This is a genomic window from Nitrospirota bacterium, from assembly GCA_004296885.1.
Classification (GTDB): Bacteria; Nitrospirota; Nitrospiria; order Nitrospirales; family Nitrospiraceae; genus SYGV01.
This window is the reverse complement of the sequence record SCVN01000007.1, coordinates 94,696-118,307: the sequence shown is the minus strand read 5'-3', so window position 1 is coordinate 118,307 and position 23,612 is coordinate 94,696. Positions and strand designations below refer to the sequence as shown.

The window sequence follows — 23,612 nt, the reverse complement described above, 5'->3', positions numbered from 1 at the left end:
GTAAAAAAAGACGCTCATGGGCCAGTACGCACTGCTCTATATTCTGTTTGCGCCGTTCGTCGGAGCCATCGCCTTGCTGTTCGTGTCGAACCGCAAGGCGATGGCGGTCCGCCTGATCGCCGCCGCCTCGGCCGGCGTCTCATTGCTCGCCTCCTTCTACCTCTTCTTCGCCTTCGATGCAGATAAGGGCGGGTACCAGTTCATCCAGCGCTTCGAATGGTCGAAGGAACTGGGCATCGCTTTCTACCTGGGGGTGGACGGCATTGGAACCCCGCTGGTCCTGGCTTCGTCCATTCTGCTGTTTGCGGGCATCTTCGTCTCCTGGCACATCAAGGACCGGACCAAGGAATTCTACATCGTGCTCCTGGTCCTGGCCGCCGCGACCATCGGCGTGTTCATGTCGCTGGACTTGTTCTTCCTCTATTTCTTTTACGAGATGTCGGTGCTGCCGATGTACCTGCTGCTGGGCATGTGGGGTAGTCACACCAAGGGCTATCTCGCCATGACCGATCCGGAGGGGTTGAAAAAACGGGACTCGGTGGCGTTCCTGTTCAATTTCGGCTCCAACAGCAAGGAATATGCGGCGATGAAGCTGACGCTGTTCCTGTCGGCCGGCGCCATCCTCTCGCTTCTGGGCATCCTGCTGATCTACAAATTCTCCGGCTTGCACACGTTCGATATTCTGGCCCTGCGCGAGAAGGCGCATTTCTCCGGGCCGCTGGCGGATCTTATTTGGCTGCTGATCTTCTTCGGCTTCGCCTCGATCGCGCCGCTGTGGCCGCTGCACTCCTGGTCGCCGGTCGGGCACGCGGCCGCCCCGGCCGCCACCAGCATGCTGCATGCGGGCGTGTTGATGAAGCTCGGGCACTTCTCGATCATCCGCGTGGCTTTCGAGATTCTTCCGGAGACTACCCGCGAGTTGATGCCCATCGCGGCGGTGCTCTGCGTGTTCAGCATGCTCTACGGCGGGTTCGTGGCCTTCTATGCCAAGGATACGAAGTACGTGATCGGCTATTCCAGCTCCAGCCACATGGGGTATGTCTTCCTGGGCATGGCCGCGCTGGATTACATCAGTTTGAGCGGGGCGGTCCTGTACATGTTCGCCCACGCGATGGCCACGGGCATGCTCTTCGCCATGGCCGGATGGGTGTACGACCAGACCCATACGCGGGACATCCCCTCGCTCGGCGGGCTGGTCAACCGCATGCCCTTCGTGGCCGGCTGTTTCCTGATCGCCTGCATGGCCTCGATCGGGATGCCCGGGACCGTGAACTTCATCGCCGAGGTCATGATCCTCGTCGGGAGCTGGAACAAGTACCCCTTTCAGGTATTCGTCGCGGTGGTGGGCATCGTGCTGACCATGGCCTATCTGTTCCGGATGATGCGCGGGGTCTTCTATGGCCCGATGGACGCCCACTATAGCCATGCCCACGACGCGGTGACGATGGTGGACCGGATGCCGCTGCTGTTGATGATTGCCTGCAGCATCACGTTCGGCATTTTCCCCGGACATTTTTACAAGGTCATCCGGGCCGGCACGGATCCCCTGGTGTCCCGGATCACCCAGGTGACGCCGCTGACCACTCGAGAGCATGGGACGCGGGGACACGGGGACGCGGAGATCGCCGTGTCGCCCGCTCGCCGCGTCGCCGCGTCGAGTGGGGTCGGCCAATCCGAAATGGAAAAGCGGTAATCCAATGATTTTTAACTTCTCCATGTCCGGGTCCGATCTCCTCCTCATGTTGCCGGAGATCCTGCTGACCGTCTGGCTCTGCGTGGTCCTGATCGTGGACTTCGCGATGCCGCGGCTCCCCAAGGACCGGCTGGCTTACCTGAGCGTGGGCGGGCTGGCGGCGGTGCTGCTGAACCTGGCCTGGTTCGACCGTGCCGGCGTGACCGGCGTCCTCTTCAACAACATGTTCGTGGTGGACCGGCTGGCGATCTTTTTCAAGATCTTCATCGTGGGCGCCACCGCCCTGGTCGTCCTGATCTCGATCGACTATGTCCGGCGCTTCCGGTTCTTCAAGGGCGAATATTACTTTCTCGTCCTGATGTCCGCCCTGGGCATGATGTTCATGGCCTCGGCCAACGATCTCCTGTCGATGTTCATCACGCTGGAGTTCTCGACGTTCGGGTTTTACGTCCTGGTGGCCTACCTGCGGGATGAGGTGTCGTCCAACGAAGCCGGGCTCAAATTCTTCATCCTGGGCGTCTTCGTCGCGGGGCTCCTGGCCTACGGCATCAGCCTGGTCTTCGGAGAGACGGGCAAGCTGGTCTTCTCGGACATTGCGTCGGCCAAGCCCACGCCCGGCCTCATCATCGGCTTTCTGCTGATCTTCGCCGCGCTGGGGTTCAAGATCGGGGCGGTGCCGTTCCATTCGTGGATTCCGGACACCTACCATGGCGCGCCCACGCCGGTGACGGCGTTCCTCTCGATTGCGCCCAAGGGGGCCGCCTTCGCGATCCTGCTGCGGATGTTCTTCGTCTCGCTGGCCACGTTCAAGCCGGCCTGGGTCCTGCTGCTGGTGGGGGCCTCGATCCTCTCGATGACCTACGGCAACATCGTGGCCATCGCGCAGAAGAACATCAAACGGCTGCTGGCCTATTCGGGCATCGCCCAGATCGGCAACCTGCTGATCGGGCTCGCGGCCGGCACCAAGATGGGCAGCGACGCGATCCTGTACTACCTCCTGACGTACTTGTTCGCCAACCTCGGGGCTTTTGCCGTGGTGATCGCGGTCAGCAACCAGATTCACAGCGATGAGATCGAAGATTACAGCGGGTTGAACCGGCGGTCGCCCTTTCTGGCGTTCGCCATGATCATGTTCCTGCTCTCGCTGGCCGGCGTGCCCCCGCTGGCCGGGTTTCTGGGCAAGCTCTACATCTTCGTGGCGGCGATGAACGAAGGGCTCTACACCTTGATCCTTGTCGGGCTCATCAACATCGTGATCTCGATGTACTACTATTTGATCGTGGTCAAGAAAATGTACATCAACGAGCCGACCGATCCCTCGCCGCTGACCGTCTCCGCGCCTATGCAGGCGGTGATCTACGTGTGCCTGGCCGGTACTGTGATTCTGGGCATCTACCCCCAGCCGTTTATCGACTGGGTGGTCTCCGCCAGCATGATGTTCTCCCAGTTCGCGGCCCCCGCCGCGGCTGCGGGGCCTCCGTCCGCCCTGCCCTTCGGCGGGTAGCCTCCCTCGACTCGCGTTCTTGCAATCCTTTTGTGAATTGGGATACATCTGTCCCTGCATCGGCAAGGACAAACGGGAGGTACGTATGCGCCATCGCAAAGGGACGCGACTCGGGCACTGGTGGGGACTGCTCGCGGCTCCGTTGCTGCTGCTGACCGCCTGCGGGACGCTCGCCGTTACCGAAGTGGCGAAACCGGCGCTCCCGTCGAAACCGATTCCGGCCCGGTTGGGCGTCCACGTGACGGGGGAGGCGCTCAAAAAAGCCTTCGCCGATCCGGACCGGCGCAGGTTGGGCTTGGCGCCAGGCCAATACTTCACCGACGTGATCCTCCTGCCTCCCGAAACCCGCTACATTGCCCCCCAGGACATCCTCGACCAGTTCGGCGTGGATCTGATTCTCCAGCTCCAGTTGATCGACACGAAGAGCAGCGGCGACATGAACGCGATTTTTATCGCGGCCATTCCGCTGACCTTCGGCGAGCCGTTGGCTCCGATCATGAGCTATGAAATCACCGTGACGGTGGAGGCCAACCTGCGGGATGCGCGGACCGGCCGTCTTTTGTGGGCCAAGACCGAACCGACCAAGGCCACCGACCACTTCAGCCCGATCGGGCCGGAGGAGAAGATGGCCGAGCTTGCGCAGCGGGGTTTGTACAATGCGGTGGTCAAGGTCTTTGAGACCGTCAAGCAGGAATTGGCGGCCTACCAGCCAGGCGCCATCCCCAAGCTGGCGGCGAAGCCGGGGGGCAACGCCGCGCTCAGACAGGTGGAGAAGGACCTCAAGGCGCTCGAAGAGCAGGAGCGGCAGATTGCGGAGCAGAAGGAGGAGCAGAAACGGGAGCAGCAGAAACTGGCCGCGATTCAGCAGCAGATCGAAGAGAAGAAGAAGCGGATCGAGGAGGAGAAAAAGAACCGGGTGGGGGGCAGTGTCTCGCTCAGCCAGGCGGAGAAGGAATTGAAGGCGCTCGAAGAGCAGGAGCGCCAGGTTGAGGAACAGAAGAAGGAACAGCAGAAGCTGGCGTCGGTGCAACAGCAGATCGAAGAGAAGAAGAAGCGGATTGAGGAGGAGAAACAGAAGCTGGAGAAGGCCGTCGGCAAGGCCGGCCAACCGATTGCGCCGCAGGCCAACCGGTACGCGATCCTGGTCGGCATCGAGCAGTATCGGGAACGCATTCCCAGGGCCGAATTCGCCGTCCAAGACGCCAAAGCTATGGCGCAGTTCTTGACCAGCCAAGGGGGCTATCGGGAAGAAAATGTGATCCTGCGTCTGAACGAGCAGGCCACCAAATCGGATCTGGAGAAGTACTTCGAAGCCTGGCTCAAGAACAATGTGGACGCGAACTCCAGTCTGTTCGTCTATTTCTCGGGGCACGGCGCCCCGAAGGCCGACACGGGAGAGGCCTACCTTGTGCCCTATGACGGGGACCCGGCCTTTATCGAACAGACCGGCTATCCGCTCAAGCGGCTCTATCAGACGCTGGAAAAACTCCCGACCAAAAACATTGTGGTGATGCTCGATTCCTGTTTCTCGGGGGCCGGAGGACGTTCCGTGCTTGCCAAGGGGGCGAAACCGATGGTCTTGACGGTCGAAGGCATGGCCAGCAGCTCCAAGGCGGTGGTCCTGGCCGCCACATCGGGCAGTAATCTGAGTCTGGCCGATCAGGAAACGGGCCACGGACTCTTCACCTATTATGCGCTGCAAGGGATGGGCGGGGAGGCCGACGCCAACGGCGACGGGACGATCGATGTCCAGGAGCTCTTCGATTATCTCAAGCCGCAGGTCCAGCGGATTGCGCGCCGCACGTACAACACCGAGCAGGTGCCCCAGCTCATTATCCCGCCCGCCCTGTCCGCCCAGCCGCCGGTCAAGCTCATCCAGCGAAAGTGATCACAGGGCTGTCCGGAACTTACCGGCGCAGAGGTGCAATGGATTGGTAATAGTGGAGTACATCGCTGAGTGTCACGATGCCCACGATCGTGCCTTGCGCTAGGACGGCCAGATGCCTGATGCCTCTGGACTTCATGAACGTCTGAGCTTCTTCCATGGACCGGTGTCCTTCGATGGCGGTGATCTCGCGGCTCATGATTGACCGCACCGGTTCGGTGGTCGGGTTGAGCCCTCGGGCCGCGGCGACTCGGGCGAGATCAGTATCGGTGAGCATCCCCACGTAAGTCCCGTTGTTCGTCACCAACAAAGAGCCGATGTTGAACCGGGCCATGCGCTTGCCCGCTTCCTGGATCGTCGCCTCCTCCTCAATCGTCTTGACCTCACGATGGGCATAGTCGGCCACCGAAGAATGCGCTCTCGGTTGCGTGCCGCTCGTGGTGGTCATGGCCCTTCAAAGAAGGTGGCCTGTGCCTCATCTCGAACCCGTATTTTGGCCTCGGCATCAGGTTCTGTCAACTTTGCCTGAGCCTCACGGGTCGATGGTGCAGCGGGATCATGGTGGCACATTGACGCTCTCAATAGGCCTCTCTATACTCGATCCCCATCGGTGTGACGGAGGGAATGGCGCATGCCATGTGAATCTGAAAGAGGCGCTGGCGGTGGTCATCGGTCGGCCTTGGGCCCGGCTTTCTCCATGCTGATGCTGGTGGGCTTGTGGGCCGGACTGTCGGGATCGGCCCTGGCGCAGGACTTGGTGTGGGATCAGGTGCTGGATGGCGTCGAGGCGGCGGTCTGGACGCCGGGCCCCCGGTGCCAGGACGATGTGCCGCCCGTCTATGTGGTCCGCGCGGATCCGGCCAAAGTTCGGTTTTCGACCTACCACTTTCGACAGGAACAATTGGCCGAGCCGTTGACGATCCAAGAGTGGCACCGTCGCACCAGGGCTTCCGTGCTGTTCAATGCCGGACTCTTCCGCGAAAACTTTGCCTACCTGGGTTTGTTGTTCAAGGACGGACGGTCGCTGGGAAGCAAGCGGCATCCTCAGTGGCTAGGACTGTTTGTGGCGGAACCGCTTGACCCGGGACTTAGAAAAGCACGCGTGCTGGACTTGACGGTGGACCCGTTTTCCGAGACGCAGCCGGCCTATCTGGAGGCGGCCCAGTCCCTTATGTTGCTGGACCGAACGGGCAAGATCCGGGTTCGCCAAAGCGGCAAGCGCGCCTATCAGACGGTGGTGGGGGAGGATGGCGCCGGCCAAATCTTGGTGATGAAAACAGTCGAACCGGCCGGACTCTGGGCCTTGGCCGATTGTTTGCGGTCGGACTATCCAGCGGTGCGCCAAGCCATGGCTATGGATGGAGGATCGTCCTCGGACCTGTTGATCGGAGAAGAACTGCTGGCGGGGGCTGAGCCGCGCAGCGGCCCAAGGTCCTGGGAGGCATTGGTCGAAGGAGGCAAGGGAGAGCATATTCCGTTGCCGGCCGTGATCGGGCTGGTTCCGCGCAAATAGTGAATCGTGAACAGTGAAGTGGTGAGTGAAGCCGGATCAGAGGCCCCGGTCAGGAGCCCGTCATTCACCGTTCACCTTTCACTATCTATTTATAGTGAGTCAGCGTCCCGGTTGCGCGACCTGATAGCCGGCGTCTACCCAGGCGTTCATGCTGCCGGCAACGTTGTAGACGTGGGTATAGCCGAGGTCGGCCAATGTCTCTGCTGCGATGTTGCTGCGGTGTCCGCTCTGGCAGTAGACGACGATATGATCGTCCGGCGTCGCGCCGATCTCCCGATGGCGGGCCTTGATCTCGGTGTATTCGATGTTCAGGTCCGTGCCGGGAATGACTCCGGTGCCATGCTCTTCCGGGGATCGGACGTCGATCAGAAAGAACCCTTTGGACGAGGGGGTCGCGGCCTTGGACAGGCCGGCTTTAAGTTGTTGAACGGTGAGCAGGTAGGAATGGTGTGCGCCGACCGGTTCGCTTCCGACCAGACACAGCAAGACCAACCCAAGCCAGGTGCCGATTCGGAAAGCCAATCGTCGGTGCATCATGACGTGCCTCCTCCTGCCGGGGCCTGGTCCGGCCGGCCGGGCCCTATAGTCGAGAGCATAATGCGACATCATAAAGTCCCTATGAAACGATGGTCAAGGCCCTTTCGAGCGCTGATGCTGCTGGCCTGGATGGCGGCGGCGATGGGCTGTTCGGAAGGGGCCAAGCTGATGAAGGAGACGGAGACAGGAGGGATTGTCGTGTATCCGTTCAAAGGGGAGAGCGGCTACATGTATTCGAAGTTCCGGAAAGACGCGTTCGAGATCATCGAGCAGCGGTGCCCCGCTGGCTATACGGTCGTGAAAGAAGCGGAGGCGAAGGGACGGGTTCGGATCCAGGAACTGGCCGGGACTCAGGAAGCGATCGCCGAACGGCGGTGGGGCATCCAGTTCAGATGCAAATAGTCGCTGGCGGCAGGTATGAGTTTTGAGCTGGACTTCCGACTCGCAACCTACAACTTCTGCTGCGCGGCCAGCAGGTCGTCGATCGTCAGGAGGCTCAGGAGCGTGACGCCCTGGGCTTCGACCTTCGCCCGTCCTTCCTGTTCCTTTCGATCCACGATCACTAAGGCATGGTCAACGGTGAGTCCGGCTGCCCGCGCCGCCGCCACCGCCTTGAGGAGCGACCCTCCGCTGGTCAGTACATCGTCCACGATCACGGCGCGGTCGCCTGGTTGCATGGCTCCTTCGATCAGCTTGCCGAGCCCATGGTCTTTGGGCTGCTTGCGGACGACGAAGGTGCGCCAGTTCCGGCGCGGCGAAGCGCCGTAGGCGTAGGCGGAAATGGCCGTGGCGATGGCGATGGCCCCGATCTCCAGCCCGCCGATGCAGTCGCAGTCCACCGCGCGGAGGGCTTCGTAAGCCGCTTGGGAGACAAGCTGGCGTGGGCCCGGATGGGCCATGACCACGCGGCAGTCCACGTAGAAAGGACTGGTGGCGCCGGAAGCCAACGTAAACCCGCCGGCCGGGTCCCATTTGAAGGCTTGCGTGGTCACAAAGGCCTTGGCCAAGTCGTGCGTCAGCATGCGATCCCCCACGTCGAAGTCCGGTTGCTGGACGGGCAGTATAGCGGGAAGCAGGGACAGGTGTCACCAGGCATGTGCCACTGGACAAAACCCCGGTGGTGCTTGATCATTACGAGCCGAGGCGGTAGCGTTGCTCCATCGGGTGGGGCAGCCGTTTATCATACTCACGAAAGGAGTTCACCATGGGCATGCGTCTCTTCATGCTGGGCTTGCTTGTGACATCCGTGGCCCTGCCGGCCCTTGCGCAGACACAATCGCCCGGCATCGACCGACGGGAACAGCGCCAACAGCAGAGGATTCAGCAGGGCATTCAGAGCGGTCAGATGACGCCGAAAGAGGCGACGCGGTTGGAGCATGAACAGGCGCGCATCCGTGAGGAGGAGTCCGCGATGAAAGCCGATGGGAAGCTGGATGCGACCGAGCGGAGGAAGCTGCAGCAAGACCTCAACCGGTCCAGCCGTCACATCGCGAAGGAGAAGCACGACCGTCAGAAGGACCGGTAAGCAGCCTGGACCCTGCGCGGGCCGTCGCGCCTCGCAATTTCGGCGGGGTTCTGGTAAAGATCAGATACCGCAGGCACGTCGAGGATTGGCCCCGAGCGTTGCCGTGCGGCACGGGCGTGATGGCTGACGAGCGCATTCTCATTGTCGACGACGATCCGAGCGTCCAGCACATGCTGGAGCAGTTTCTCCGGGGGGAGGGCTATGCCCCGTTCGTCGCCGGCAGCGCCGCCGCGGCGCTTGCCGCGATCCGCCAACAGCCGCCCGATCTCCTCCTCCTCGACATTCGCCTGCCAGACGCCAACGGCCTCGACTTGTTGAAAGAGCAGCTCCTGCCTGAACTGGGAGACTATCGCGTCATCGTGCTGTCCGGCTATGGCACCAGCCAGGATGCCGAAGCCGCCGTCCTGGCCGGCGCGTTCGACTATCTGACCAAGCCACTGGCCTTGTCCCGTCTGGCGATCGCCGTCCGCAACTGCTTGCGGCTGCAGTACCTGAGCGCGGAGATGGAAGAGTTGTCCGGAGGGGCGCTCCTGCCGGTGTCCTTGCGGGACCTGGTCGGGGCCAGCGCCCCGATGCAAGCGCTGCGGGACCAGATCAAGCGGGTGGCACCCTTCGACGTGCCGGTCTTGATCCTCGGCGAGAGCGGAACCGGAAAGGAATTAGTGGCGCGGGCCATCCATGCGCTGAGTGCGCGGCGCAAGGGGCCCTTCGTCCCGCTTGATTGCGGCGCGCTCCCCGACACGTTGGTGGAGGCGGAGGTCTTCGGCTATGCGCGCGGGGCCTTTTCCGGTGCCACGCAGACCAAGCCGGGGAAGCTGGAACTGGCGGAAGGGGGCACCCTCCTGCTGGATGAGATCGGCAATATCCCACTCCACAGCCAACCCAAGCTGCTGCGGGTGCTGCAGACCAGCATGGTGGAACGGTTGGGGAGCAACCAGCAGGTGTCCGTGAACGTCCGAGTCCTATCGGCGACCAATTCCTGTCTCCAGCAGCGCGTGGACGAAGGCAGCTTTCGCCTGGATCTCTATCACCGCTTGAACACGGTGATGTTGACGGTGCCTCCGCTGCGTGAGCGGAAAGAAGACATCCCGCTCCTGGCCCACTACATGCTGATGAAGGCCAACCGGGCCTATCAGAAATCGATCCGCGGTCTGAGCGCCGACGCGATGGCCACGCTGGAAGCTTATCGGTGGCCGGGGAACGTGCGGGAACTGGACAATGCCGTTCGTTCGGCGGTGATTCTGGCTGATCATCTGATCGAGCCTGCGCATCTGCCGCAACAGATACGGACCCAGTCCGATGAGCCGGCGGAGATTCCGAAGCCTGCGATGAAGCCGAGGGAATCGCTCTCGCAACTCCGCCGGAGGACGTCGGGGGAGGTGGAGCGGGCCTCCATTCTCAAGGCGCTGGAAGAAGCCGGTTGGAACAAAGCCGAAGCCGCACGGCGCTTGCAGGTGGATTACAAGACCCTCTATCTCAAAATGAAACGGTATCAGATTCCGCCGGCCAGACCGGCCTGAATCCCAGAAGGCCCCACTCCGTTGCTTGACGGCTTGTGCCTAATTCAGTGATAATGCAGCCCTGTGCCGAAGTGGCGAAACTGGCAGACGCACTAGATTCAGGGTCTAGCGCCCTAACGGGTGTGCGGGTTCAAATCCCGCCTTCGGCACCATACCTCGCTTGCGTGAACCACCCGCTTCGATCATGTGTGGGCGGATAGTTACTTTGCCTCCAGTAGGCTGAGATTCTTCGCACCAACCTTCGGTTGAGCCGGCGGCTCTTTTAAGCTTGATCTAACGGTTGCCTCCGGAGAAGCTCCTCCGGTAAATCTTTGGTAGGAGTGCCTCCATCGACTCTTTGCTTCATTGCCACTGACACCGCTCAACGTTCTCTTGCCGCCGCGTTCATCGCCCACATGCTCGCCGCCGCGATATCCCGCGGGTCTCCGCTGAGGACGATCCGTTCCCGCACGAGGCCGGCGGCCGCCAACAACAAGGCGGCCGGGATCAACGGCGCCTCGTCCGCGATCAGCACGTCGAAGCGCACCTTTCCGAACAGAGGGTCGGAGATGACCCGAGCCGCCGTGGTGGCCACGATCCGTTTGTTTTGCAGGAAGGCCTGGCGGTTGGTGTCTTCCTCGGCGGCGAGCATTTCCCGGATCTGCTTGGTGCCGCCCAGTTTCTTGATGTCGTCCCTCAGTTCGTCGTATTCGGGGCGCAGGTCCTTGGGGATGGCGGCTTCGGGGCTGAGCTCGTCGATCCGGTGCTTGGCGATCTCCAACTCGCGCAACAGGCCCTGAACCTGTTCTTCATAGATGCGTTTGTATTCGCCCAGGGAGGCGACATTCTTGCCCCCTGTCTGCATGGCCAGCCGCTTCCAAATCGGCAGCGACTCATACTCGGCCAGTGTCGTGGCGATTTCTTTGATCTTGCGCTGCAAATCGCTGAGTTGGGTCAAGAGCCTCCACTCCAGGAGCTTGACCTCGTCGAGGTCCCGTTGCTTTTGGGCCTTGTAGGCCAGGAGCGGCGTGAGCTCACGGAACCGCTCGTACTTGCGCCGCAGTGCGGCCTTGTCGGCGCGTGACCGGGCATAGAAGTGATGCATCTGGGCCTCAAAGCCCAGTTCGGGGAGGGCCATGCCGCTGGCCTCTGGCTGCAGCGGCATCTCGTACCGGCAGAGCAGACTCTTGAACGTCAAGCCGGCGGCTTTCATCGCTCGGGCGATGACGCCCAGGATATCGTCGGAGTGGCGATGGCTCGGGCTGATCAGCAGGGTGCGCTTGTTGCTCCGTGCCAATTCGATCGCCAGGGTCGCCAGCTTGACCCGTCTGGCGGCCGGATCTTCCTCCCAGAGGGTGCCGAAGGCCGCGGTTGTCACGGGGCCGCGTGCCAACAGTTCGGCGTGGGAAGCTTCGGGGGAGAGCCAGGGCGTGAGTCTCTCTGCCGGGCCTAACGTATAGGCATCCGACTTGACCGCCATGTCCGCGAGGCGTTTCGAGGCGGTGTCGAAGAATGCCGTGGTATCCGGAATGATGCTGGCCGACTCAACGGTCTGGCCGAATGCGTCGAAGGTTTGGATGAGCGCGGTGCGGTCGTCGTGGCCGACGACGAATCCTTCGGTAGGCTCCTGGTCTCCCGGCGGAATGATCGTCACCGGGACATCTTCGGCCAAGGGCGCCGAGGCCGGCACGTGGAACCCGTACAGATGCAGGGTGCCGGCCGTCGCCATTTTTCTCCCGCCATCCGCGTGAATCGGCGCATCCAGCCCGCGCGTGACGGCCGTGTCGCGCGCTACGGCCAGGGCTCGGGCATAGTGCTGGATCAGGTCAATCAGCTTCACTTGGAGTTTCACTTGCCGGCTTCACTTGCAGCGTCACGTGGGGGTGTCAGATTGTGCGGCGGCGTTTTCGAAAATGACTCTGCACGATGCGTCAACAGTAGTCGCTCGCCATCCGAAATGCAAGGGCAGGAATCGGCGGAGTGGTAGTACATTTGAATTACATTATGTAATCGTCGCTCGATGACCTGTGCATGATGCACAGCCTCTCCTCCCCCATCTAAATTGTCTATCTAGGCTCCCACGGTATCGCCTCAGCCCACAGTTTCCGTAATCTCTTTGCATCACTCTTCTCATAGGCCACCCGCAATCTTTCAAACAGACCGAGATCGCTTCTAAACAGCTGCAGCCTGGAAACAACGAGAGGCCGTTCGCGTCTGTCTGGACTTGGCTTGACCGCTGCGCCATCCTCATTTAAAAAATCTATAAAGACTATAGACTGTCTAACATAAAAAGACTTTTTAATGCAAGGCATTGATTTATTTAATACATTCATGCTAGTAAAAAATCCTTCCAAGTTATTGACATTCCGTTTCAGAAAGCATATTCTTTTTAAGCATAACAGAAGGAGGTCGACATGGCACAATCTGAGAACGTTAAAAACCCTCTCCCACCGTACATTTCCCTCGTTACCCTTAAAGGATTCGTCCAGAAACTAAAAGAGACAACTGTCCCTGATCGCATTGACGGGAGCGTGCTAACCAATTACGCAGGCAGCACGGCCTCGCAACTAATCACCGCTTTACGCTACCTCAAGTTGATTGATGAAAACAGCGCGACCACAGTATTACTGACGAAACTGGTGAATGCCTATGAAACGCCTGAGTGGAAGGAAGCAATGCGCGAGGTCATGGTCCCAGCGTACAAACCCATCGTCAAGGATTTGAAGTTGGAGAGTGCCACCCCTGGCATGCTTGTCGAACGCTTCCGAGAGTGGGGACCACAGGGCGAAGTCTTGGACAAGACCGTTCGATTTTTTGAATCGGCCATGACGGAGGCGGGCGTGACCCTGTCGCCATTAATCCTCAATAAGCCGCGTGCCCGTCCAGATCGGAGCAAGGCTAAGGCGAAGAAGGAGAAGGCAGCGGCGGAGGCGGCGAACGAGAATGAGGACGAGCAAGCGATAGTGACACCGGGCCAGGGAGCCGTGAAGTTTTCGTTTCCCATCCCGGATAAGGGAATGGCTACGCTGATCCTTCCCGCTAATGTGGAGGAGGACGACTGCGAGATGATTGGTCAGATGATTCGGATTTACGTGAAGAGAAGGACGGGAAAGTAAAGATGATGAGGGGCGCGTTGGGAGAGTCAGCGCGAAAAGCTTGCGGTCTGGCCTATCTGGCGAGGGATAGATGAGTAAAAGCAAAGATAAGGACGATGATCTCCAGCGAGTTGTTCGAGAGGAGACAGCACGTGGCACAAAAAGAAGGCTGCCGGATGAGGATGCGGTCAAAGAAAGGGCGTTACGGCTTGCTCTGGTGAAGGATTTAATGCGGCTAGGGGATAAAGGACTCTTCTTGAAAGTTCTTACCGATGACTACGAGCTGCAACCCGGGTCTGAGGCTTATATTCAGGCTTTGCAGGCGTGGGATGAGTTCCATCGCGGCGGGAGACGGTCATAGCCTCTTGGACACGCTTGTAGGCTTTAAGGGTACGCGCCATCCTCTCCTCGGGAGGCAGGCCAGAGAGATGTCCTTCCAGAGCATCTACGATGCGTTTCGCAGCACTATTTAATGCGGCGGTATTCTTCTTCATCGTCCGTACCGTAGGAAGAAGTGATGAAATATGATACACCGTGGCATTGTGTGTTGCAATGTACGGTAGTGCATGAACGTTGTCAACACGGTCACGACTTGCCAGCATGTCTCTCTATGATATCGGTTGCACCAGTTCCCTACCTGAAAATTAAGTCGCCAAGTCGCCCGATTCCGAATTGACTTTTGCCGGCCCGGCCAGTATGCTTTTCCCTTTCTAACAAAGGGGTTAGCACTATGAAAGTGATTTTGAAAGAGAACGTGGAAGGGGTCGGCCATCTGGGCGACCTGCTGGACGTATCGGATGGCTTCGCACGGAACTATCTGCTCCCGCGCCGCAAGGCTTTGGAAGCCAATATCCGCAACGTCAAGGAGCTGGAGCATGCCAAGCGCACCATGGCGGAAAAGGCCAAGAAGGAGAAGCAGGAGATCGAGACCTTGGCCAAGAAGATGTCCGCGGTCTCGCTGACCATCACGGCCCAGGTAGGCAAGGATGACAAGCTTTTCGGATCGGTCACGACCAAGGATATCGCAGAGGGGCTGGTCGAGCATGGCTTTACGGTGGACCGCCGGAAGATCCAATTGGCGCAGCCGATCAAGGAACTGGGGACGGTGGCGGTATCGGTGAAGTTGCATCGTGATGTGACGGCGACGGTGGCGGTCCATGTGGTGAGGAAGGCGCAGGAGCAGGAGGCGGTCGTGGAGACCGAAGCCTGATCCGGCTGCGCGGCACGAGCCGGAACGTCATGACCGGGCTGTTGAACGGAACGGGCGGGCGAGTTGATGAGGGGAGCGATGAGGGGGTCTCATGAGTAGTCAGGCCGTAGGTTCGTTGAAGGCCTTGAAGGCGGGCGATCCCGCCGTGTATGAGGCGATTCGCAAGGAAGAGAAGCGTCAGCGGGACAAGCTCTTGCTGATCGCGTCGGAGAATTTCGCCAGCCCCGCCGTGTTGGCGGCGCAAGGCTCCCTCATGACGAACAAGTATGCCGAGGGCTACCCCGGCCGCCGCTATTACGGCGGCTGCCAGCACGTGGATACGGTGGAATCGCTTGCGATTGAGCGTGCGAAGCAGATCTTCGGCGCCGAGCACGTCAATGTCCAGCCCCATTCCGGCTCGCAGGCCAACATGGCCGCCTATCTCTCGGTGCTCAAGCCGGGGGACGTGATTTTGGGCATGGATCTGGCGCAGGGCGGGCACCTGACCCACGGGAGCAAGGTGAATTTCTCGGGCCAGCTCTTCCAGTCGTACTTTTATGGGGTGGACCGGCAGACCGAGCAGATCGACTATGACGCGGTGCAACGCATCGCCGAGCAGTGTCGGCCGAAGATGGTGGTCGCGGGGGCGAGCGCCTATGCGCGGACGCTGGACTTTCCGCGGTTTCAGGCGATCGCCAAGTCGGTCGGGGCCTATCTGATGGTCGACATGGCCCACATTGCCGGCCTCGTTGCCGCCGGGCTCCATCCCAACCCCGTGCCTTATGCCGATTTTGTCACCACGACGACTCACAAAACCCTTCGGGGTCCGCGCGGTGGGGTGGTCATGTGCAAGGCGGAGCACGCCAAGGCCGTAGACAAGGTGGTCTTCCCCGGCATGCAGGGGGGGCCGTTGATGCATGTGATCGCGGCCAAGGCCGTGGCCTTTCACGAAGCCCTCGCGCCGTCCTTCAAGGCCTATCAACAGCAGGTTCTGGCCGATGCCCGAGCGCTGGCCTCGGGGCTGCTGTCGCGCGGCTACAAGGTCGTCTCGGGCGGAACCGATACCCACTTGATGCTGGTCAATCTCAGCAACAAGGAGGTTACGGGCAAGGAAGCGGAGACGGCGTTGGACAACGCCGGTATCATCGTGAACAAGAACGCGGTGCCGTACGACGAAAAGCCGCCGGCCGTCGCCAGCGGGATCCGATTGGGGACCCCGATCGTCGCGACGCGCGGGATGCGGGAAGCGGAGATGGCCGAGGTCGTGTCGCTGATCGACCAAGTGCTTCAGAAGCCCAAGGACAAGCGGTTGCAGCGGGAAATTCGGAAACAGGCCAAGGCCCTCTGCAATCGGTTCCCGTTCTTTTACCCCTACGAGGCCCCCTCGGCCTGAGAAGGACCAGCCTGGTGAAGTGTCCCTTCTGCGATGACATTGAAGACAAGGTGGTGGATTCGCGGATGGCCCGCGAGGGCGAAGTCATCCGCCGCCGCCGCGAATGCCTGGCCTGCAAACGTCGCTACACGACCTATGAACGGGTCGAAGAAAGCCTGCCCGTCGTGGTGAAGAAGGACGGGCGGCGCGAGCCGTTCGATCGGGGGAAAATTCTGGCGGGGTTGAAGAAGGCTTGCGAGAAGCGCCCGATCAGCACTGCGACGATCGAAGCGGTGGCGGATCGGATCGAGAAGCGCATTCAGGAAATGGGGGAAACGGAGCTTCCCAGCACCGTCGTCGGGGAGGAAGTGATGCGGGAATTGCACCAACTGGATCAAGTGGCCTACGTCCGGTTTGCCTCGGTCTACCGCGAGTTCAAGGACATCGATCAGTTCATGGACGAACTGAAAGCGCTGGCCCGCGAGCGGCGGGAGAAATAGTACGGCCTGTTTCCCCGCCACTCTTTTCTTTCCTTGCGCGCCTTCCCTTCGCTTCCCGTTCACGGTACGATTGTGTGCGGTTCGGTGACGTCCCTCCGAGCATCCTGGCGAGGCCCCCGATGCCTGCTGTTCGGCACAGCGTGAAACCCAAACGTGCGCGGCGGCGCCCGCTCAAGAAGCGGGGGGCGCCCGCGACACATGTTGCCATCATCGGGGCCGGCCGCGGCGGCACGGCACTGATGGAAATCTTTGCCACCGATCCGCTGGTGCAAGTCGTGGGCATCGCCGAGGTGAACCCCAAGGCCGACGGGGTGGCGCTGGCGCGCCGGCTGAACATTCCGATCACGCGCGATTACCGGGAACTGCTCGCGATGGAGCGGGTGGATCTGATCATCGACGTGAGCGGGAGCGCGGAAGTGGGACGTGTGCTGCAGGACTTCCACCGCATGGGCGTCGCGGTGATCGGCGGCGCCAGCGCCAAGTTCATGTGGCAGTTGATCGAAGCCCGGATTCGCGCCACCGCGGAGATCGAAAAGACCCTCAACAAGTACCAGTCTCTTTACCGGCTCTACGTCAAGGAGTCAGGAGCGGCGGTCACGGAGGAGCGGACCCGCATCGCCTGCGAAATCCATGACGGCCTGGTCCAAAACCTGGCCGGGGTGAACTTCAAGCTGGATCTTTGCCAGGAGATTCTCCGGAAGGACCCCCGGGCGGCGCAAACGATGCTTCGTGAAACCAAGACACAATTGAAAATGGCCATCCAGGAGGCCCGCCAGGTTATCTTCAACCTTCGGCCCCTGCACTATGACAAAATGGAGCTGATCCCGGCCCTGACGAATTATTTGCAGTCGTATGAAACCCAATACCACATCAAGACGGAATTTTCGGTCGCCGGGGACGAAACCACCTTATTCCCCAAGACCAAGATCTTCCTGTTCCGTATCTTGCAAGAAGCGCTGAGCAATGTACAAAAGCATGCCAAGGCGGATCGCGTGTCGGTTCGGCTCGAAATCGGCCGCGAGGCACTCACCGCCACGATCACTGACGCCGGCATCGGCTTCGACATGGACGCGGTGTCGCAGGACCCTGAAAAGTGGGACCATTTCGGTCTCCGTGGAATTGTCGAACGGGCACGACTGGTGGGTGGGAAGGCCAGCATCGAATCCAAAAAAGGCAAGGGGACGAGAATTCAGATCGCCGTGCCGCTGACCCAGAAGGAGGCCGAGTCACATGGAGCGTATTAAGGTTCTCATCTCGGACGATCACCGCGTGGTTCGGGAGGGACTCTCCGCCATCCTGAAGACCAAGGAAAATATCGAAGTAGTCGGGGAGGCGCAGGATGGCCAGGAGGCCGTTGAGAAAGCCCGCTCGCTCGTGCCGGACGTGATCCTGATGGATGTCAGTATGCCCCGGATGGGCGGGGTCGAGGCGACGCGGATCATTAAACGGGAATTTCCGCATATCGGCATCATTGCGCTGACGATGTATGAAGAACAGCAATATATCTTCGATCTGGTCCGGGCGGGTGCGACCGGATACTTGCTCAAAGACACGGATTCGGCGCAGATCGTGGCGGCGATTCGGGCCGTCTATCGAGGCGAATCGCTCATCCATCCCTCGGTGGCCAGCAAGATTCTCGCGGAGTTTTCCTTGTTGGCTCAACGCAAGGGCAAGAAGCCGGGCTGGGTAGAGCATGATTTGACGGAACGGGAGATCACCGTGCTGCGGCTCGTGGCAGACGGGAAGACGAACAAGGAAATCGCCAACAATCTTGATCTAAGCGAAAAGACCGTCAAAAACCATGTGCGGAATATTTTTCATAAGCTGCAGGTCTACGACCGGACGCAGGCGGCGATTCTGGCGATTCGGAAGGGATTGATCGAGCTGGAGCCCAGGCCGTAAGAATGGCCCCATCGGTTCATTGACGATCGGTTCAATCGAACAATATTGATGTAATGAATCAATCGTCAGTTCTTCATGCGTACCGGTCTTCGTCCCAGGGGAACGCCGTATTCGAGTAGCCGCGCACTTCCCAATACCCCGGTTTGTCGTTTTCCAGAAAGATAATTTCCTTCACCCACTTTGAGCCCTTCCAGGCGTAGCGTTTTGGGATATGCATTCGCACCGGCCCGCCGTGCTCTTTGGGGAGCGAGTTGCCGTTCCAGCTGTGAATCAGGAGCACATCATCGTCGTCGCAGGCGTCCAGCGGCAGGTTGGTGGAATAGTTATCATAACCGGTGAAGTAGACGAACTTGGCTTCTGGCTTGAGCGTGGCTACTTGCATGATGTGACGGAACAGGACGCCTTGCCAGATGTTGTCGAAAGTGCTCCAGGTCGTGACGCAATGAAAGTCGGTGATAAGTTCAACCTGCGGCTGAGCCAGAAATTGCTCCCAGGTCCAGGTGAAGGGATGCTCAATAAGTCCGCTGACGGTCAGCGTCCATTTATCTAGCGGCAGATCGGGGTGGATGCCTAGGTCCAACACCGGCCAGCCCTTGCTGAGGTGCTGACCTGGCGGGAGCCGATTGCCCCTGGCCCGATGGTCTTGCACCACACCGTCCTCGACGAGTCCACGCTTAACCTTGGCCCATTCTTCCTTCTTGGCAATAAGCTTTTCATTCGGTTCTTGCATGAAAAATATTTTCATCCGGTAGTGATGCGGCACTGTAGCATGTTCAAGTTTTTACCCGCAATGAAGAGTGATCGCAAAATAATTGGGTTCTGGGCGCCGATAATGAGGAATGGGCGGGATGCTGCGATGTTCTTTTACCTACGGTGAAAAAGTCACACATGTTTTGTTTTTACAACAGATAGCGGTCGGCATGGAAATATATTTCCAATAATTTCAACAGTTTGATTCGTAAAATGGGAGATGATTTTTTGGCATCCACATTGCTTTAATCAAAGCGGGATTTGAGGACACTGATGCGTCAGCAGCATACTATTAGCCGTACGGTTTCTTGCTCCGGTGTCGGGCTCCATACGGGCCATCCGGTGTCGTTGACGTTGCGTCCCGCTCCTCCCGATACGGGCATCTTATTTATCCGCCATCAGATCGGCGGTACCGTATCATTTGGGGCCTCTATCCGCAATTTGATGTCCACCGAACTCTGCACGGCCCTCAGTGCGAACGGGACCTTGATCAAAACGGTCGAACACCTGCTGGCGGCGTTAGTTGGCCTCGAGATCGACAATATCTATGTGGAGCTGGACGGGGGAGAAGTACCGGCAATGGATGGCAGCGCCGGTGCGTTTGTCCAGTTGATCCGTTCTGCGGGCATCACCCAGCAAGAGCGTCGACAGCCCTACCTGAAGATATTGCGGCCGATTGAGATTGCTGAAGGCGGGCGGCGGATTGCCATCACTCCGGCATCAACGCCTAGGATTACCTGTTCCGTCGAATACAATCATCCGATGATCCGGCGGCAGACGTATGAGTATGACTGCACCGTGGCCTCGTTCGAGCAAGACATCGCCGATGCGCGCACCTTCGCGTTCCTGAAGGAAGTGGAGGCGCTTTGGGCGAGAGGCCTTGCAAAAGGCGGCTCGCTGGAGAATACGGTGGTGTTGTCGGAAGATGGCATTGTGAACGAATCCGGCCTCCGTTTCGCCGACGAGTTTGTGCGACATAAGGTGCTGGACTTGATCGGAGACATGGCCTTGCTCGGAGTTCCGGTTATCGGCCATCTGACCGCCGACCGATCAGGGCACGCGCTTCATACTAAATTGGTTCAAACTATCTTGTCGCAGCCGGACAGCTGGGTGCTGATCGATGCTCAGGAAGTGCCGGTCGCTACGCAGCACGTCTATTCGCGTCCCGCTCACATGCCTGTTGCAGCTTTGCAAGCCGCTCCCGCAGCCTAGCCGCCTTACAACTACAGCATTGCTCAGTGGACCGGGGATGGCCCTGGTAGCTCTTTGTTTGAATTTTCCGTAGGGGAGGAGAGGAATGCTCTCTGAAGGGGCGCCGGGAACAAGTGGCCTTGCTCCCGGCGCCGTAACCGTGGAGGGGTTACTTCTTCTTCTTCTTCGCTGCCTTCTTCGTTGCCAAAGCGCTCACCTCCTTTCATCGACTGCTTGGCGGAATCTGGTGGAAGCGTTTACACCGCCTTCGTCAACGCTTCTTCGAGGATGTCAAACGTATTGGGCCCTACTTTCTTAAACCGCCGGTCCCGCTTGAGCGAGGTTGCCACGGAGGTCAGAGGTGTTTTTCCCTTGATCTGCATACCCCCTTCAATCAACCGCTGGACCAGTTCCTTCGCATGCATCGATCGCCGCGCTTCACGTAAGATTTGATACACGGCCTCGGGCACACTCATGGCGACATACTTGCTCCGTCCCAAGAGGATCTCACGCGATTGATCGGTGACATCCATCGGGAGCAGACGAGGGCCTTTTTCGTCGGTGATGATTTGGCTTGAAAGGCTGGCGAGCTTGGCCTTGTCGGCTTCCACGCGATAGAGAGTTTCGGCGAGTTCGAGGTATTTCTTGATCGTGGCGATCTCTTCCTCAAGCCGGCCCCGCTTTTTCTCCAATTCCTGCAGGCGGGTCTTATAGGCATTGATGCGCTGTTCAAGGCCGACCAGAATGTCTTTTAGTTCTTCCACAAGCAAGACTCCTTGCGAGCATGCTTGCTTTATAGCAAAGCATGAGAGACTTGTCAATAAGAAAGTGAATGGTATATGAACGGAAACATACTGCGATACGGTACACGTGTTATTTACGGACATTCACAACTAGAACAAGCACTGAGTTTTTCGCTTTTATCGTCCAAATGGTTGATTTTCTAGACTTCACGTTTTGGCATCTGGGTAATTCAAAGCAGCCCAATGGGCCGATTGCCTTATGCAAAGCATTCTAGCCGGTGGTTTTGCCCCTGCATCACTCGTAAAGAGATAGGGTCTGTGCTACTGTGCGTGGGACTACGAAACCCATACAGTCTTTGGCAAGGCAGGTGCCTGCGGGCGGGCAGGTCTCAAGAAGCAATACCTAGGACGATTCTTACGCGAGGAGGTTCCCAATGAACGGTACCAGATTGTGGCTTGCAATGAGTCTGTTGGTCTGGCTGCCTTTGGCCGGGTGCGGTGGCTATCATGGAACGGGCGGGTACGGCCGCGGCATGGATACGATGGGCGAGAAAGCGCAACAGGAGATGGATGCGCTCGTTGACCAGTCGGTCCAGGATATGGACAAGGCCAAACGTGCGAAGGCGGTGGTCGGAGACATGATTGAAGAGATCAAGCAATCCTACCAGCAACAGCGCCGTTTCCATCAGAAGCTGTACGAAGCGAATGCGAATTACGAGGCGGTCCCGGAGGAGTTCACGAAAATTTTGGACGAGGCAAACAACAGCCGGATGCGCTCGGCCACGAAAATTCTCGGCTTGCGGTTCAAGCTGAAGGACATGCTGACGGCGTCGGAGTGGAAGACCTTGTCCGAGGGGATGAGCCGCTATCAGAACCGCTATCGCCATGGGGAGGATCGCACCGAAGGCAAGGGCGGCTACTGACCCCGAACGAGAGGTTATAGAATTGACGGATCGGGAGGATAGTTCAGGCACACAAGGTCTGTCAGGCCTCCATGAACCTCAATCGCTGTGAGTGCTGCATGGCTGATGCGCACCTGTCGTATGGTGGCCAGGTCCAGCTTGAGATAATGGGCCAGGATCGCGCGCAAGACGTCGGCATGGGACACAAAAAGGAGCGGGCCTTCCGATTGTATTGCGCAGGCCCGTTCCACCACGGCCACGGCGCGCTCCTGGACCTCGCGCAAGGTTTCGCCGCCGGGTGGACGGGCTTCGTGGGGCTTGCGGTACAAGTCCTGCCGGATGATCTGATCGGCAAGATCCTTCCAGTAGAGTCCTTCCCACCGGCCCACGCCGATCTCGGTCAGCCCTCGGTCGATCGTCACGGGGACGTTTATCGCCGAGGTGAGGATCTCCGCGGTTTGCCGCGCTCGTGCAACCGGGCTTGAGTGGATTGCGCGGATCGGGCGGTTCATCAACAAGCTTGCCAATCGTTGTGCTTGTGCCAAGCCCTGCTCATTCAAGGGCACGGGCTGCTCGCCCATGATTTGCCCGCTCCGGTTCCAGTCGGTCTCTCCGTGTCGAACCAGAAATATCGTCGGCATAATGATTGTCCGGAGCCTGTCAGGCCCCTGCAGGAGGGGACGCTGTTTTGTCCGCGATGTGCACGCGGGTCCAACTACGGGCTCCATCGCGGCTCCGGTACAGTCCGCTCCCGTTCGTCCCCAGGTAAAGGGTCTGCGAGTCTTGCGGACTCATCACGATGGTTCGGACATTGAGCGTCTCCAGTCCTTCGTTCATCGCCTGCCAGGTCCGGCCTCTGTCCAGGCTCTTGTGGATGCCGGATCGGCCTCCTGCATACAAGACCGACGGATTGCCCGGGTCAATCACGAGGCTGCTGATGTACTGGTCGGTCAGGGACTGTCCGATGCGGGTCCAGGCATCGGCCCGATCGGTGCTCATAAAAAGACCATTGTTGGTTCCTGCATAGACCGTGTCGGGCGTTTTCGGATCGATGGCGATCGTGCTGACGCCGAGGGAGAGGGAGGCATCCAAAATTTCAGGGGGGATCAGTCCGTTGTTCACCTTCTGCCAGGAGGACGTGCCGTCAAGGCTCCGGTAGGCACCGCCGGATGTGCCGGCGTAGAAGATATTGGGTCTGGTGGGGTCCATCGTGAGCGTGAACACGATATGAACCTCCTTCATGCCGGCCATCCGCTCGTCCCAGAGGCGCCCGCCGTCCGTGCTGCGAAAGACTCCCACCGTCGTGGCGGCATAGACGGTTTCGGTGTCACGCGTATCGAAAACGAATCGGTTCACCACGGACACATGCTCCTTCAGCCCCGCATTATGCGCAATCCAACGCTGTCCCCCGTCAGGGCTTTTGTAAACGGCGTCTCCCATCGTCCCGGCGTAGACCGAGGCCGGATGCGCCGGGTCCAGCGCGAGTGAAAGGACCCGGTAAGAGCTCAAGTCCGTGGCCATTCGGTCCCAGGAGGCGCCGCCGTCGCGAGTTTTATACACCGACTCATTGGTGGCCACATAGAGGATGTCGGCGTTGGTGGGGTGCAGTGCGATCGAAACGATGGCGTCGCTTTGCTTGCTGCAGGCGGCTGGCCACCCCGTGGCCAGCAGGATCAGCAGCCCGGCGATCAGACGGAATTTCGCGCGCGTGGTGGGTGGCGGCCATGCGGGAGCTGATAGGATCGGCATGCCTGCGACCGTGCCATACGGCCGGTAAACGAGTCAAGGGCGGGAGCCGGGCGGCGACCCCTC

Annotated in this window: 24 protein-coding genes and 1 tRNA gene; 17 read left to right on the top strand and 8 right to left on the bottom strand. The window is 59.6% G+C overall.

All coding sequences use genetic code 11. The annotated features are described in order from the left end of the window. Positions 1-16: 16 nt before the first annotated feature. The 3 genes from EPO61_04020 (at position 17) to EPO61_04010 (ending at position 5,085) form a co-directional block, all read left to right on the top strand. Entirely contained in the window at positions 17-1,693 is a 1,677-nt protein-coding gene (locus EPO61_04020) for an NADH-quinone oxidoreductase subunit M (protein ID TAJ09891.1), read from the top strand. Next, positions 1,593-3,197 carry an NADH-quinone oxidoreductase subunit N gene (locus EPO61_04015; GenBank protein TAJ09890.1) on the top strand — a complete coding sequence of 535 codons (1,605 nt, stop codon included), beginning with the start codon at positions 1,593-1,595 and terminating at the stop codon, positions 3,195-3,197. Before EPO61_04020 ends, EPO61_04015 begins: the two co-directional genes overlap by 101 nt. An 85-nt stretch (positions 3,198-3,282) precedes the next feature. Continuing rightward, positions 3,283-5,085 carry a caspase family protein gene (locus tag EPO61_04010; GenBank protein ID TAJ09889.1) on the top strand — a complete coding sequence of 601 codons (1,803 nt, stop codon included), beginning with the start codon at positions 3,283-3,285 and terminating at the stop codon, positions 5,083-5,085. 19 nt (positions 5,086-5,104) lie between these two features. Here EPO61_04010 and EPO61_04005 read toward each other — a convergent pair whose 3' ends face one another. Continuing rightward, the gene (locus EPO61_04005; protein ID TAJ09888.1) at positions 5,105-5,530 is read right to left on the bottom strand and encodes a CBS domain-containing protein; all 426 of its coding nucleotides are present in this window, start codon (positions 5,528-5,530) and stop codon (positions 5,105-5,107) included. 183 nt (positions 5,531-5,713) lie between these two features. On the opposite strand from EPO61_04005, the gene EPO61_04000 reads away from it, so the two are divergent. Further along, positions 5,714-6,595, top strand: coding sequence for a hypothetical protein (locus tag EPO61_04000; GenBank protein TAJ09887.1), 882 nt, complete (start codon positions 5,714-5,716; stop codon positions 6,593-6,595). Positions 6,596-6,694: 99 nt separating this feature from the next. Here EPO61_04000 and EPO61_03995 read toward each other — a convergent pair whose 3' ends face one another. Continuing rightward, positions 6,695-7,204 (bottom strand): rhodanese-like domain-containing protein, encoded by a 510-nt coding sequence (locus EPO61_03995; protein TAJ09886.1) that lies wholly within the window; start codon positions 7,202-7,204, stop codon positions 6,695-6,697. A gap of 9 nt (positions 7,205-7,213) precedes the next feature. Here EPO61_03995 and EPO61_03990 point away from each other — a divergent pair, with 9 nt between their 5' ends. Continuing rightward, positions 7,214-7,534 (top strand): hypothetical protein, encoded by a 321-nt coding sequence (locus EPO61_03990; GenBank protein ID TAJ09885.1) that lies wholly within the window; start codon positions 7,214-7,216, stop codon positions 7,532-7,534. Between the two features lie 47 nt (positions 7,535-7,581). Here the strand turns inward: EPO61_03990 and pyrE are convergent, their stop codons facing one another. Continuing rightward, on the bottom strand, positions 7,582-8,154 hold the full coding sequence (gene pyrE / locus EPO61_03985) for an orotate phosphoribosyltransferase (protein TAJ09884.1): 573 nt from the start codon (positions 8,152-8,154) through the stop codon (positions 7,582-7,584). A 182-nt stretch (positions 8,155-8,336) separates the two neighbouring features. Here pyrE and EPO61_03980 point away from each other — a divergent pair, with 182 nt between their 5' ends. The 3 genes from EPO61_03980 to EPO61_03970 all read left to right on the top strand — a co-directional run bounded on the left by EPO61_03980 (position 8,337) and on the right by EPO61_03970 (position 10,329). Then, positions 8,337-8,657 (top strand): hypothetical protein, encoded by a 321-nt coding sequence (locus EPO61_03980; GenBank protein ID TAJ09883.1) that lies wholly within the window; start codon positions 8,337-8,339, stop codon positions 8,655-8,657. Positions 8,658-8,776: 119 nt separating this feature from the next. Next, positions 8,777-10,177, top strand: a complete 1,401-nt coding sequence (locus tag EPO61_03975) for a sigma-54-dependent Fis family transcriptional regulator (protein ID TAJ09882.1) — start codon at positions 8,777-8,779, stop codon at positions 10,175-10,177. Between the two features lie 65 nt (positions 10,178-10,242). Continuing rightward, positions 10,243-10,329: transfer RNA gene (locus EPO61_03970), tRNA-Leu, on the top strand. Positions 10,330-10,538: 209 nt separating this feature from the next. Here the strand turns inward: EPO61_03970 and EPO61_03965 are convergent. Next, positions 10,539-12,008 (bottom strand): hypothetical protein, encoded by a 1,470-nt coding sequence (locus EPO61_03965; GenBank protein ID TAJ09881.1) that lies wholly within the window; start codon positions 12,006-12,008, stop codon positions 10,539-10,541. 562 nt (positions 12,009-12,570) lie between these two features. On the opposite strand from EPO61_03965, the gene EPO61_03960 reads away from it, so the two are divergent. The 7 genes from EPO61_03960 to EPO61_03930 all read left to right on the top strand — a co-directional run bounded on the left by EPO61_03960 (position 12,571) and on the right by EPO61_03930 (position 18,214). Next, positions 12,571-13,272 (top strand): hypothetical protein, encoded by a 702-nt coding sequence (locus tag EPO61_03960; GenBank protein TAJ09880.1) that lies wholly within the window; start codon positions 12,571-12,573, stop codon positions 13,270-13,272. Positions 13,273-13,342: 70 nt separating this feature from the next. Next, on the top strand, positions 13,343-13,612 hold the full coding sequence (locus EPO61_03955; protein TAJ09879.1) for a hypothetical protein: 270 nt from the start codon (positions 13,343-13,345) through the stop codon (positions 13,610-13,612). Positions 13,613-13,981: 369 nt separating this feature from the next. Continuing rightward, a complete protein-coding gene (locus EPO61_03950) occupies positions 13,982-14,461 on the top strand; it encodes a 50S ribosomal protein L9 (GenBank protein TAJ09878.1) in 480 nt (159 codons plus the stop codon). Between the two features lie 115 nt (positions 14,462-14,576). After that, positions 14,577-15,833 carry a serine hydroxymethyltransferase gene (locus tag EPO61_03945; protein ID TAJ10091.1) on the top strand — a complete coding sequence of 419 codons (1,257 nt, stop codon included), beginning with the start codon at positions 14,577-14,579 and terminating at the stop codon, positions 15,831-15,833. Between the two features lie 14 nt (positions 15,834-15,847). Then, positions 15,848-16,312 carry a transcriptional repressor NrdR gene (gene nrdR, locus EPO61_03940; protein ID TAJ09877.1) on the top strand — a complete coding sequence of 155 codons (465 nt, stop codon included), beginning with the start codon at positions 15,848-15,850 and terminating at the stop codon, positions 16,310-16,312. 119 nt (positions 16,313-16,431) lie between these two features. Then, positions 16,432-17,556, top strand: a complete 1,125-nt coding sequence (locus tag EPO61_03935) for a hypothetical protein (GenBank protein TAJ09876.1) — start codon at positions 16,432-16,434, stop codon at positions 17,554-17,556. Continuing rightward, the gene (locus tag EPO61_03930; GenBank protein ID TAJ09875.1) at positions 17,543-18,214 is read left to right on the top strand and encodes a response regulator transcription factor; all 672 of its coding nucleotides are present in this window, start codon (positions 17,543-17,545) and stop codon (positions 18,212-18,214) included. The genes EPO61_03935 and EPO61_03930 overlap by 14 nt, the downstream gene beginning before the upstream one ends. A 73-nt stretch (positions 18,215-18,287) precedes the next feature. Here EPO61_03930 and EPO61_03925 read toward each other — a convergent pair whose 3' ends face one another. Beyond that, positions 18,288-18,944, bottom strand: coding sequence for a sulfite oxidase-like oxidoreductase (locus EPO61_03925; protein TAJ10090.1), 657 nt, complete (start codon positions 18,942-18,944; stop codon positions 18,288-18,290). A 293-nt stretch (positions 18,945-19,237) separates the two neighbouring features. Here EPO61_03925 and EPO61_03920 point away from each other — a divergent pair, with 293 nt between their 5' ends. After that, complete coding sequence (locus EPO61_03920) at positions 19,238-20,176, top strand: UDP-3-O-acyl-N-acetylglucosamine deacetylase (GenBank protein TAJ09874.1); 939 nt, start codon at positions 19,238-19,240, stop codon at positions 20,174-20,176. Positions 20,177-20,412: 236 nt separating this feature from the next. Here the strand turns inward: EPO61_03920 and EPO61_03915 are convergent, their stop codons facing one another. Then, on the bottom strand, positions 20,413-21,042 hold the full coding sequence (locus EPO61_03915) for a hypothetical protein (protein ID TAJ09873.1): 630 nt from the start codon (positions 21,040-21,042) through the stop codon (positions 20,413-20,415). 290 nt (positions 21,043-21,332) lie between these two features. On the opposite strand from EPO61_03915, the gene EPO61_03910 reads away from it, so the two are divergent. Beyond that, positions 21,333-21,821 carry a hypothetical protein gene (locus tag EPO61_03910; protein ID TAJ09872.1) on the top strand — a complete coding sequence of 163 codons (489 nt, stop codon included), beginning with the start codon at positions 21,333-21,335 and terminating at the stop codon, positions 21,819-21,821. A gap of 14 nt (positions 21,822-21,835) precedes the next feature. Here EPO61_03910 and EPO61_03905 read toward each other — a convergent pair whose 3' ends face one another. Together EPO61_03905 and EPO61_03900 are read right to left on the bottom strand one after the other, a co-directional pair. Then, positions 21,836-22,528, bottom strand: coding sequence for a histidine phosphatase family protein (locus EPO61_03905; protein TAJ09871.1), 693 nt, complete (start codon positions 22,526-22,528; stop codon positions 21,836-21,838). Beyond that, positions 22,461-23,549, bottom strand: a complete 1,089-nt coding sequence (locus EPO61_03900; protein TAJ09870.1) for a hypothetical protein — start codon at positions 23,547-23,549, stop codon at positions 22,461-22,463. The genes EPO61_03905 and EPO61_03900 overlap by 68 nt, the downstream gene beginning before the upstream one ends. Positions 23,550-23,612: the final 63 nt, after the last annotated feature.